10 protein-coding genes are annotated in these 11,377 nt (G+C 52.8%); 9 read left to right on the top strand and 1 reads right to left on the bottom strand.

What is annotated here, in order from left to right:
* Positions 1-94: 94 nt before the first annotated feature.
* Positions 95-727 carry an ECs1377 family protein gene (locus ATE40_RS12390; RefSeq protein ID WP_063918631.1) on the top strand — a complete coding sequence of 211 codons (633 nt, stop codon included), beginning with the start codon at positions 95-97 and terminating at the stop codon, positions 725-727.
* A 282-nt stretch (positions 728-1,009) separates the two neighbouring features.
* Positions 1,010-1,972, top strand: coding sequence for a hypothetical protein (locus ATE40_RS12385; RefSeq protein ID WP_025160317.1), 963 nt, complete (start codon positions 1,010-1,012; stop codon positions 1,970-1,972).
* 49 nt (positions 1,973-2,021) lie between these two features.
* Here ATE40_RS12385 and ATE40_RS12380 read toward each other — a convergent pair whose 3' ends face one another.
* Entirely contained in the window at positions 2,022-2,456 is a 435-nt protein-coding gene (locus tag ATE40_RS12380; protein WP_063918630.1) for a DoxX family protein, read from the bottom strand.
* 1,680 nt (positions 2,457-4,136) lie between these two features.
* On the opposite strand from ATE40_RS12380, the gene ATE40_RS12375 reads away from it, so the two are divergent.
* From ATE40_RS12375 to tssG, 7 genes are all read left to right on the top strand, one after another.
* The gene (locus tag ATE40_RS12375) at positions 4,137-5,102 is read left to right on the top strand and encodes a type VI secretion system protein TssA (RefSeq protein ID WP_063918629.1); all 966 of its coding nucleotides are present in this window, start codon (positions 4,137-4,139) and stop codon (positions 5,100-5,102) included.
* Positions 5,103-5,126: 24 nt separating this feature from the next.
* On the top strand, positions 5,127-5,684 hold the full coding sequence (gene tssB / locus ATE40_RS12370) for a type VI secretion system contractile sheath small subunit (protein WP_019456176.1): 558 nt from the start codon (positions 5,127-5,129) through the stop codon (positions 5,682-5,684).
* A complete protein-coding gene (tssC, locus tag ATE40_RS12365; protein ID WP_019456177.1) occupies positions 5,681-7,207 on the top strand; it encodes a type VI secretion system contractile sheath large subunit in 1,527 nt (508 codons plus the stop codon). The genes tssB and tssC overlap by 4 nt, the downstream gene beginning before the upstream one ends.
* Positions 7,208-7,438: 231 nt before the next feature.
* Positions 7,439-7,963 carry an Hcp family type VI secretion system effector gene (locus ATE40_RS12360; RefSeq protein ID WP_004935369.1) on the top strand — a complete coding sequence of 175 codons (525 nt, stop codon included), beginning with the start codon at positions 7,439-7,441 and terminating at the stop codon, positions 7,961-7,963.
* Positions 7,964-8,045: 82 nt separating this feature from the next.
* Positions 8,046-8,492, top strand: coding sequence for a type VI secretion system baseplate subunit TssE (locus ATE40_RS24245; protein ID WP_071532884.1), 447 nt, complete (start codon positions 8,046-8,048; stop codon positions 8,490-8,492).
* An 11-nt stretch (positions 8,493-8,503) separates the two neighbouring features.
* Entirely contained in the window at positions 8,504-10,345 is a 1,842-nt protein-coding gene (gene tssF, locus ATE40_RS12355; RefSeq protein ID WP_025160410.1) for a type VI secretion system baseplate subunit TssF, read from the top strand.
* Positions 10,338-11,366, top strand: coding sequence for a type VI secretion system baseplate subunit TssG (gene tssG / locus ATE40_RS12350; RefSeq protein ID WP_063918628.1), 1,029 nt, complete (start codon positions 10,338-10,340; stop codon positions 11,364-11,366). Before tssF ends, tssG begins: the two co-directional genes overlap by 8 nt.
* Positions 11,367-11,377 lie beyond the last annotated feature (11 nt).

The raw sequence follows: 11,377 nt of genomic DNA, 5'->3' as shown, positions 1-11,377 counted from the left end.
ATTTCCCGAGTGACCTCATCGCGGTGTTGTACTGTTGCCCGCGGGTAAGGTAATTTGCTGATGGCAATGACGACTGACGCAGGGGCCAACGGACATGAATGAAAGGATCGACTACCACATCGAGAAATACCACTTCGCGCCGCTGGATGAAACCCCGCGGCTTGCGCACCAGTGGAGCGAGGTGCTGAACGAGTGTCGCCAGACGCAGGCTGGGGCGGAAGAGCGCCTGCGCATTGCACTGCTCAACGTGGACTATGTGACCAGTTTTGAATTGCCTTTCCGTTTATTGCTGGTCAGGGCGCCGCAGCTGATCGCCGGCCTGCGTGATGAGCTGGCGCTCAGTCAAAAAAATGTGGTGTTCAACGGCAAACGCTTTGGTTGCGTTTACAGCTTAAAAAGCGATTTAAGCGGCGTGCCCGAGGCCTTCCAATACGGCCTGTCGACCCGTATTCATCGAACCTCTGCGTCGGGCGTGGACGCGCTGCCTTACCGGGAAATCGCCAAAACGCTCAAGGCGCCGCGTGAGCGGCTCAAGCTGGCGCTGGATCAAGGCCTGCAGGTCACGGCGCTGGACGGCCTGTTCTGGTTCGGCATACAGCGCATCGCCGCCGAAGTGCGCAGGCTAAGAAAAGCCGGCATGGCGATCGCGACGGCGGAAACGGAGATCTTCGATACCCTGACCGGTACGACGCGCAAGGTGCCGGTGTACCGGTTGGTCGATCATTAAGCGCCGATGGCAGGCGCGCAGTCTGATATTTATGCTTGATTCTCGTTGAGTGCAGTTTGGCTCCTTGCGCGCAGCCCTCGTTTTCTACTTGCATCGCCTCGTCGATCGTTAAGAAAATCAACGCGATATCTTCCCAAAAGCTACTCATCGTTTGTTCTACCGCAGCACAACGCAAACGGCGGGTCATCGCCGATAGCGCGTGCCACGATGGTGTCTCTGGCCGGCGGCGCCGTTTGCCGCTCGCCGTTGGTTAACATCGATGAGGGTTTGAAGGAGAAGAATATGTTGAAACGTTTTGCGTTGCTGTGCTGGTGCCTGATCGGCGCCAATGCGCTGGCGGCGGGCCCCAACGCCAATATCAAGTATTACGGCTATGACTGGCTGGACTTTTATGAAACCGCCACGCCGTCTTTCAGCGCCACAGAAGCGCTTAAGGTGATTACCGACACCGGCTTCAGTATGACCAATCTGAATGTGGTGCACACTATGGAAAGTCTTAATCTGCCTGTTTGCGCCGGTGGCACCTGCGCCGTGAATATTCAGGCTGGATCGGGGGCGGTATCGGGATCGCCGTTTATCGATATCTGCCCTGGGGCGGTCTCGAACAGCAACTGCCAGGCCGCAGGTTCCTGGAACGCCATCTGGACGGTAGTCAAGAAGATCGCCGAAGCTAAATATAAGCCTGGTGCCATTTATTTTATCGATGAGCCGTTCGACGTTCCTGCCTTACAGACCGCGGGGAAATATGACGCTTTCCAATATTCCAGCTATGTATGCACCCTACGGCAGGCCATGCAGCAGTACGGGGTCGCGATCCCCGTCTACACTATCTTGTCCTATCGGCAGGCCAACAACGCCGAATGGATCCGTGAAATACAGCAGGGCGCACCCGTGACTGCGTGCCCGGCCAACGTCAAAAGCACGCCCGATTGGGTTGGGGTGGATAACTACAACTGGTCGGTGGCGGATATGTGGAGTACCTACAATCGCCTGGCGCCGATAAGCGCAGCCGGGCAAAAGTGGGTGCTGGTGCCGCCTTCTACGGCCTCGTTAGGAATGAATGACCAGCAGCTGCACGCGCAAATTCAATTGTATTGGGATTTTATTAACCAATATCCGCATGCACCCGTGGTTTACATCATGAACTGGCGGTTTGATCGCGCGGTCACCGAGAACCGCGCGGTTTACCCTAAAGCGACCGCCTTACTGTCGTTCATGGCGAACACGCTGCTCGCCAAACCTTAAGTACGCAGAGAGGAGGTTCGCTTCAGAACCTCCTTATTGATTGCACGGCTTATCGATAGGCTTCATTCCGCGCGATCGCGTATTTCCCGCTGCCCAGCAGCAGGATGGCGAGCCCGCCCATAAAGAACACCAGTTCGTTTTCAATCCCCCAGGCACCGACGTCGGTGACGGTGAATACCTTGCCAGTGCCCACCATCAGAAATGCCACCACCAGCGTAAGGGCGTAAACCAGCGCGGCGGGGCGGGTAAACAGCCCCAGGATGATCAGGATCGGCGCCAGGATCTCGCCGACATACACGCCATAAGCGATGAAGGCGGGCAGCCCTTGCTCCTGCAACGCGCCGGCGATCCAGCCGACGCCATGCTGAACTTTCGCCACGCCGTGAAACAGCATCAGCCCGCCGAAGGTCAGTCTGAGCGCCAGTTTGCCCGCATCCGGGCGATCAAAAAGACGAGTGAATGCCGCATTCAGTGACTTAACCATGGCCTTTTCTCCTGAATAGGAATGATTTTCAATCAATATATCAATTGGGGGAATGCGAAAGATGTTCTGGATCAGTAAAAGGGTGGGCTTCGCATCGAATTTGCGCCTGGAAGCCAGGGGGAAAGGAGGGAGGCCATCCCGGCGTGCGCCTTGCTTAAGGGGACGAGGGCGGCTGTTGCGTTCAGGTTTATTACACGGAATAACATTTCCACACAGGCTGAACGTGAGGTAAAAAAAGTCTCTGCGCCGTTTCCGGTATCACCTTATTATGATGCTGCGCATTCCTTTCATATCCTTTTTTGCCCTCAGGAGTGACGCCTGCGCCAATGCGCGAGGATAGCCGACAACATAAAGATTAATAAGGTTTTTCTTCATGAGTAAACGGCTTTGGCGTGCACTCGATATAACTCTATAGGGTTAATCATGCTTTTATTTTGAACGACTAACTAATTAGCGGTTCTTTTTCGCAATTTTATTGGGAATTATCTTGCTTATTTTGTTTTGCGAAAGTTGATTCTGTGGGGTGAAATGCTTCGCGCTGAGTTTATTTCTGGATTTTTTCTTTTTTTTTGATGGGAATTCAACGCTGAAGAGAATCCGACTGATTCCATGATTGGCATTATGAGCGGCTGTAAACTTTGGTGAACTATTTTTATCAGCCTAAAAATAATAGAATTACCATTTTTTTAAGTTATTGAATTGTTTAATTAATGTATATTAATTTGTTAATTTTTTATTAAAAAAATAATATTTTCCCTTGATATTGGTTTCGGCTTTGCTAGTATCAAATTAGTGGTCTTATCAGTTGGGAAAACATCTCTTGAGCATGGAGCGGATCACGGGTCTTAACAGAAGTGTCGCCGTTGCAAGGGCTGGGTGGTTATTTAGCTGTCAGGTTAAATGACATTGTTTATACCACTTTAGCAAAGTAGGCGCTTTTATCGCGTGATGCTTCGGTGTTGGCCTGCTGCAAAAGAACATGCAGGTGAAAGAGCATTGAATCTTAAGTTGCTCTGATCATTACCGTGGGTTAACTATAAAAAATGTTGCTTTATCAACCCCGCTGTTTGCGTGCTAAAACCGTGTTCGGTGCGCCACGGCGTAATGTTAACCTTGTACCAAAGCGTTAAAATTAATAATCAAAACTCTCGCCAAATTGTTTATTTTCACACCAGGTTTCGTATGGGTAAGTACTGAGTGCTGGAAATGAAAGTCACACTGTCATCGTCTTCTGCTGATCATTGCGTGCTGCTCGATCGCAAGAAACGAATGGCTGTCATGGTTTTATGAAAAAATTTCACTATTTACTGTGGTTATCATTTGTTTATTAAATTATTTGTATTCTGGTGTTTTATTGGAATTGTCCTACCAACAGGGAAACGTTGTTTTTAGGGCATTTTTTGATTTTTTTCCTATTATTAGCTTGCATAATTATTGATTGCAACTTATTGATTTTAAAATGAAAAAATAAATATGTAAATGTAAAATAGTTTAAACCGATCACTGAGTTTTTATTGATAGGTTTAATCTATTATTGTTGTTAATATTAATACATCTAAACAATTTGCGGGCTTGGTGACGACTAATTAGGCTAAAAGGACTCTGGGAAAGACTGGCGAATGTAAAAGCCCATTTTTATAGGCTTTATGTTTGTAGTGCTGATGAAAAGGATATCAGGCCATGAATGAAGTCATCTCAACAGCAGTTAACGGCGTCGAATTTGACCCTCGATACAGTGAAATTGAATTTACGTTATCGGAATTCGACAGCCAAACCGATCCGCTGAATGCCGTGGACAATGCACGCGATATCAATTGGCATGCTATTCGCGAGCAATCTGCCGCCTTGCTTGAGCAGTGCTTCGATTTGCATGTCGTGCTGTGGTTTATGCGCGCCAATCTTCATATCGATGGTTTTTCGGCTGTCTATCAGGGCATCACCACTATCGACGGCAAATATGCCGAAGAGGGGGGCACCATTTTCCCTCAGGCCGATATGGAGCCGGCGACGGACAGCTTTCATGCGGCCGCATTAGGCTGGCTCGCTACCTCGTCCTGCCTGCACGAAATCAAGAACAGCAAGATTTTCCCCGACACGCCGTTAACCACTGATGAACTGCTCAATATGCGAATTGACGAGCAGGAAGGCAAAAGCCTGCATTTCTCGGAAGTGGTGAAAGTGTTGGGGCAGGCTGACAGCTATTTTGCCGGCAGAAACATGCCGCCATTAAAGGAACAGCTGTCTCGGGGAATAGATGCCCTGGAGCGCGTGGAAAACTACGCCAACCTGCAGGCCGAAGATTATCGGCTGGACTGCCGGCAGGTGCGTGACTATTTGACGCTGTTCAGTCGTCAATTGCTTTCTCTTGAACAGCAGGAGTTGCCGGAGGATATCGGCGCTGCGCCGGCCGACGCGGAAGCGGCGGAGACGCCGGCCACCCTGCCTGGCAAATATATCCGTTCCCGGCAGGATGTCATCTTGCTGTTGGATCAGGTTTTGGACTACTTCCAAAACTATGAGCCCAGCCATCCGGCCCCCATTCTTATTCGACGTTCGCAAAAAATGATCGGTATGGACTTCGCGACGATTGTTGAGGAGCTTTTGCCGGAATCTCTGGCCTCATTAAATCAATTGTCCGGGAAGTAATTTTTCTCACAAAGGAGTTTTCCAATGGCTAAGGACTCAAGCTCTCAGAAATTTATCGGTAAAAATAACGCGCCCCGCGTGCAAATTGAATATGACGTAGAGCTCTACGGTTCGCAAAAGAAAGTAGAGTTACCTTTCGTCACGGGGGTCATGTCCGATCTCTCTGGGCATCGGAAAAAACCTTTGCTGCCGATCGAAGAGCGGAAATTCCTGACGTTCGATCAGGACAATTTCAACGATCGCATGCGCGCCATTAAACCTCGTCTTCAATTTTACGTGGAGAATACCCTGAGCGAAGACGATGCGCTGCTGGATGTGGAATTAGAGTTTGAATCGATGGAGGATTTTACGCCTGGCGCCATCGCCAAACGGGTTCCGCAAATGCAACGTCTGCTGGAAGCCCGGGAACATCTCACGGAGCTCATCACGTATATGGATGGTAAATCCAGCGCGGAAGAGGTGGTGAAGAATCTGCTGGAGAAGCCCGATTTTCTGCATCGCTTGGTGACGGATGCACGCAAAACGGTCGCGGATGCGGAACAGGATGTGCAGGATTCGGGCAATAAAGGAGATGAGGAATGAGAGCGAGGCAACGACGCTATTCAGCTAAACAGCAGGCAACGGCGGTCGCTGAAGTTGAAACGCAGGAAACGGAAAATGAGCTTGACGGTCTGCTCAAGCGTTCATTCCGGCCGAGAACGAACGAGGCCTCAGAAGCGGTTCGTCGGGCCATCGGCACGCTGTCCGAATATGCCAACCAAGGCAAGGTAAAGGTCAGCCAGGATGTCGTATTGACCATTGAATCGTTGATCGCCCAGATCGATGAGCAGCTGTCGCAGCAGATGAACAATATCTTGCACCATAAGGAGTTCCAGAAGCTGGAGTCCGCCTGGCAAGGTCTGAGTTATCTGGTCGATAACACCAACGTCAGCGAAACGCTGAAGATTCGGGTATTGAATATCAGCCAGGATGAGTTGACGCGCAATCTGCGGCGCTATCGAGGATCGGCCTGGGATCAAAGCCCGGTGTTCAAACAAATTTACGAACAAGAGTATGGCCAGTTCGGTGGCGAGCCGTTCGGTTGCATCATCGGCGATTTTGAGTTCGATCACAGCCCGATGAGCGTGACGCTGCTGACGGAGCTGGCGAAAATTTCCGCCGCCTCGCACTGTCCGTTTATTTCCGCCGCTTCGCCGTCGCTGTTGCAGATGAGCAAGTGGAACGAACTGGGCAACCCGCGGGATATCGGCAAGATTTTCACCACGCCGGAGTATGCCTCCTGGCGCCGCCTGCGCGAAAGCAACGATTCGCGTTATCTGGTGCTGACCATGCCGCGCTTCCTGTCGCGTTTGCCTTACGGTGCCAAGACCAACCCGATCGAAGAGTTCGCTTTCGAGGAGGCCGTCCGGCCGGATATGGATGATGATTTCTCCTGGGCTAACTCGGCGTATGCGATGGGCGTGAACATCAACCGCGCCTTCCATGAGTACGGTTGGTGCTCGAAAATCCGCGGCATCGAATCCGGCGGCTCGGTAGAAGAACTGCCCGCCTACGCGTTTCCTTCTGATGAGGGCGGTTATGAGTTGACGTGTCCGACGGAGGTCGCCATTTCCGATCGGCGTGAACAGGAGCTGTCAGACGCCGGGTTCTTGCCTTTGGTTTATCGCAAGCATTCTGATTTCGCTGCCTTTATCGGTTCTTGCACCATGCATGCCCCGGCGAAATACGAAGATCCGGATGCGACGGCCAACGCCAAGCTTTCCTCCCGGCTGCCGTACATTTTCGCCACGTGCCGATTCGCGCACTATTTGAAATGCATCGTACGCGACAAAATCGGTTCTTTCCGTTCCAGAGACGATATGCAGCTGTGGCTGAATGACTGGCTGATGAATTACGTCGATGGCGATCCTTCCGTGTCGACGGAGGCGACGAAAGCGCGTCGTCCATTGGCCGCCGCCGAAGTTCGCGTTGAGGATGTTGAAGACGATCCGGGTTATTACCGCGCACATTTCTATTTGCGCCCGCATTACCAGTTGGAAGGCATGACCGTGTCCTTGCGACTTGTATCAAAACTTCCGTCAGCCAAAAAAGATGGGAGCAGATAAGTTACGGCTGGTCATTGGTTTGGATATTGCCGACGCCTATTATTAAATGGCGTGAGTGTGAATTGATATTTCGTTGAAATTTAGCGGCGTTATTCTCTGCGTCATGGCTATTTATTGATGGCTGATGGATTCCCATTTCCGCTATTTCAATGATTGCGTTGGCAATATAACGACTTATCTGAGTGGATATTTCAATTAACGTAGTAGGACCTATCAGTCAAGGAGACAAAAATGAGCACTAAAGCATTAGTAGACTATTTTTTGAAGATTGAGGGTGTAGACGGCGAATCCCCTGACCAAACCTATCCGGGATGGATTCAGCTGCAAGCCTGGCAATGGGCGGAGGAAAATGCCGGGCGCTGGGGATTCGGCAGCGGCGGTGGGTCCGGCAAAGTCGAAATGAAAGACTTTGAGTTTCGCATGGTAAGTAATAAGGCTTCGCCCAAGCTGTTTCTGATGTGCGCCACCGGCGAACATATTCCTCAGGCAAAACTTGTTTGCCGTAAATCAGGCCAGGGTCAGCAAGATTTTATTGCCGTGACCTTCAGTAACTGCCTGGTTTCCTCATTCAAGACCGTGGGCAATATGCCGCTGAACTCCACCATCGGTACTGAAATCGATACCGTGCTGCCAACCGATGTTATCAAGCTGAATTTCGCACGTATCGAAGTTGAGTACAAAGAGCAAAACAACGATGGCTCCATGGGTGCGGTGATTAAGACGGGGTATGACCTCAAGCTTAATGCCCGTATCTGATCATTGATGTCATAACACTTATTGCAGGCCGTCTGCCCGCAGAACCTTGCGGGCAGACACAATCATTACCGCGAGGTGTTAAATGAAAGCGTCATTGCCCATGCTATTCGATAAGCTCAGCGTGAGAAATCAAAGCGGCAGCGCCGATAATTGGCGGCGCGTCCTGGTGCGTGATATCGAATTTTTACTGAATGACGCATCGCGCAGCGCAGATTTAAAACTTCACGATTATGCGCATAGCGAAAGCTCGGTATTGAATTATGGTCTGCCGTCGCTGAGCCAACGAATACCCATTAATACCGATCCGCTAACGTTGGCGAGGCATATACAAAGAATTATTACTTCTTTTGAGCCGAGATTGGATCCGAAAACGATTCGCGTGGTGCCGGTCGTGAATGAACGTCAATCGTATGTATTGGCAATCTTATTTGATATCTATGGCACTTGCTCATTACCGGGCGACGAAATGCTGGTTAATTTGCGCATAGCTCTTGATTATTCCTGTGGCGCCGTACACGTATTTGATTAATAGAGGTGACTATGTTCAGTGAGCGCTTTCTCCAATTATATAATGATGAGCTGCGTTATTTTCGCGAGGCCGGTCGTCAATTTGCCTCTTCTCATCCTCAGGTCGCTCAGCATTTGGGCATGCATATCGACGGCGTGCTGGATCCCTTCGTCGAGCGTCTGTTGGAGGGCTCCGCTTTTCTTTGCACCCGCATCCAGGAAAAACTGAACAACGAGCAGCCAGAATTTGCCTTGCAAATGCTTTCTCGCCTGGCGCCCTTGTGGTACACGCCCGTTCCCGCGATCGCCACCGTCGCGATTAAGCCCGATCTCTCTTTCCCCCAGTGGCACAGCCAGGTCGATCTGCCGCGGGGAAGCCGAATGACCCTCAACGATATCTCGCTGAACAACAAACCCGCCACCTTCACCACGGCGCGGCATATTAAAGTGCAGCCCGTTGAGATTTCATTGGCGGAATGTGAAATTTTGCCGCCTCACCATCTGCCTGACGGCGCCGCCAGGCATATGCAAGATTGTTCAGCCTACGTCAGAATCGGCCTGACCACGCACGGCGTGTTGCCCGTCTCGGAACTGGACCTCGAACCCTTGCACCTGACGTTGGCGGAAGATACGGTGCGGGCCAATCAACTGATGGCCGCGCTGCTTAATCGCACCTTGCGCATCGTGCTATGGGCGAAAAACGATGACCGGCCGATCGTCAAAGTCCTGCAACCGGAAAGCCTGCGCCTGGGCGGCGTCGGCGACGAAGAGGCATTGTTGCCCACCGCGGTAGGGGAATTGCCCGGCAACCGGCTGATGCGCGAATACTTTGCGGCACCGAGCCGCTTCTTCAGCCTCGAGCTGCATGGCGTACAGGATTTTCTGCGTCAATGCGAACGCGTCCATGAGTTCGAGATCTTGTTTGCTCTTGAGCAACGCCCACTGACTCTGATCGGTCGCGTCAACGCCAGGGATTTTCATCTTTTCGCGACCCCGGTCATCAACCTGTATCGCCGCCATTGCTCGCCGGTGCTGTTGACGGGTGAGCGCACCGAGCACCAGCTGGTGGTCGACCGTTTGAACACCTCGCTGTATGAGATACATAGCGTTAAACAGGTGAAAGGCATGTTGCCGGACGGCAACCCGGTGATTTTCTCTTCGCTGCAGGCCGATGTGCATTACGACTGTGAACGGGAGCCGGCGGGTTATACGCTGCAGCGTCGTCGCGAGCCGTCGCCATCCAAATACAACAACCCGCACCTGCCCAACGAAGATACTTTCATCGCCATTTCGCCGGGCAAAAGCGGTATCGACATCGACGACATCACGTCGCTCAGCGTCGAGGCGCTGGTCTGCGAACGGCATCTGGTGCCTGCGCACCTTCAGCAACCACATTTCCAACTGGAAACGGCGATGCCGATCCACCAGGTGGAGATCGTCCGCTACCCGAGCAACCCTGTCGCGGTGCCCAACATCAGCCAGGCGTGGCAAGCGATTCAGATGCTGGCCTCCAATCCTTTGCGCCATGCGCGCCCGGACGTTCAGGATTGTTCGGCGCTGTTGCGCGATTGGCTGTCGTTGTTCTGCCATCAGGATGACTCCAGCCAGCGTAAACGCATCGCCAGCATCAAAAATGCCTGGGTGGAGCACCACTTCGAACGCAATCAGGGGCCGGGGCCGCTCGCCTGGATCCGCGGGGCCGAGATCGCCGTCAACTTGAGCGCCAACCATCATGCCGACCACGGCGCCTATCTGTTCGGCAAAATATTGCACCACGCGCTCAGCCAATACGGCGATTTGAACCAAACGTTGAGCATGAAGCTGTTGCTGGATGGGGAAACCCACGCCGACTGGGGGGCGCTCTACTATGGCTGATATGTCGTTGATGCGCGAAACGGCGCTGTCGTTGGAGCCGGCGCCGGCGACGGGGGCGCAAGGCGAAAGCCTGGGCCAGGCCGAAATCCGCGGGCTGTCCAATCGGCAGGATTTTTTCGAGTTGCTGCGGCGTATCGAACGCGCGCAGCCGGATGCGCCGCGGCTCGGCGTCTCCAACGATCGCAGCCGCGAAAGGCTCTGCATCACCCAGCCGGCGGATATGGCGTTTGCCTCGCGCGAAATCGCCTCCATCGTGCAACGCCCGACGCAGGTGCTGATTCAGGCGCGGCATTTCGGCATGTTCGCCCCTTACGGCCCGCTGCCGATCCATGTGACCGAGCACGCTCGCACCGAAGTCATCGCCCGGCGCAATCAGGCGTTCCAGCAGTTCGTCGGCATCGTCAGCCAGCGCTTCGCCGTCTTGCACTACCGGGCCTGGGCGCAGTTGAAGGCGATGATCGGCCATGATCACGACGATGACAAAAACCCGTTCTTGCATCATTTGCGTCAGACGGTGGGCGTCGATACGGCGTTGACGGTAAACCCGCATATCCAGCGTCTGCGCGAAGCCTATCCCGGCACTTATCTGCCGGGGCGTCGCTCGCTGCGGCAGTTGACCAAGATGCTGACGGCCTATTTCGCCGTTCCCATCACCATTACGCCGCGCTACGCCAAGTGGATCGACGACGGCAAAAAAAGCGGCAGTCAAAAGCTGGGCAAGTTGGGTCGCACGCGCATTGGCAGCCGCTTTTTCGATGCCCAATACGGCGCGCATATTCAAATCGGGCCGCTGGGGGCCCCGCATTACCAGCAGTATCAGCGCGGCAGCCGGCGGCTGCAGGCGCTGGTGAGTATCTGTCATGACTTCACGAGCCATCAGCTGATGCTGGACGTCAGCCTGCTGATCGCCACGGAGCCGGGCATGGCGGCGCAGCTGGGCGGCAAGTCGCTGAGTAAAGACAGCTGGCTGAAACCTAAGACAGGGACGTTTAGGCAGCTGGTTTATCAATCAACAACTTAATATAAGGAAAT

It is taken from the genome of Serratia surfactantfaciens (genome assembly GCF_001642805.2).
In the GTDB taxonomy this organism is placed as follows: Bacteria; Pseudomonadota; Gammaproteobacteria; order Enterobacterales; family Enterobacteriaceae; genus Serratia; species Serratia surfactantfaciens.
This window is presented reverse-complemented; position numbering and strand designations above follow the sequence as displayed.

What these genes read in the sequence shown, in the direction of transcription:
- ATE40_RS12360 (WP_004935369.1), top strand. Translation starts at nt 7,439, where the DNA reads ATGAGCACTAAAGCATTAGTAGACTATTTTTTGAAGATTGAGGGTGTA.
- ATE40_RS12375 (WP_063918629.1), top strand. Translation starts at nt 4,137, where the DNA reads ATGAATGAAGTCATCTCAACAGCAGTTAACGGCGTCGAATTTGACCCT.
- ATE40_RS24245 (WP_071532884.1), top strand. Translation starts at nt 8,046, where the DNA reads ATGAAAGCGTCATTGCCCATGCTATTCGATAAGCTCAGCGTGAGAAAT.
- ATE40_RS12385 (WP_025160317.1), top strand. Translation starts at nt 1,010, where the DNA reads ATGTTGAAACGTTTTGCGTTGCTGTGCTGGTGCCTGATCGGCGCCAAT.
- tssG (WP_063918628.1), top strand. Translation starts at nt 10,338, where the DNA reads ATGGCTGATATGTCGTTGATGCGCGAAACGGCGCTGTCGTTGGAGCCG.
- tssC (WP_019456177.1), top strand. Translation starts at nt 5,681, where the DNA reads ATGAGAGCGAGGCAACGACGCTATTCAGCTAAACAGCAGGCAACGGCG.
- tssB (WP_019456176.1), top strand. Translation starts at nt 5,127, where the DNA reads ATGGCTAAGGACTCAAGCTCTCAGAAATTTATCGGTAAAAATAACGCG.
- tssF (WP_025160410.1), top strand. Translation starts at nt 8,504, where the DNA reads ATGTTCAGTGAGCGCTTTCTCCAATTATATAATGATGAGCTGCGTTAT.
- ATE40_RS12380 (WP_063918630.1), bottom strand. Translation starts at nt 2,456, where the DNA reads ATGGTTAAGTCACTGAATGCGGCATTCACTCGTCTTTTTGATCGCCCG.
- ATE40_RS12390 (WP_063918631.1), top strand. Translation starts at nt 95, where the DNA reads ATGAATGAAAGGATCGACTACCACATCGAGAAATACCACTTCGCGCCG.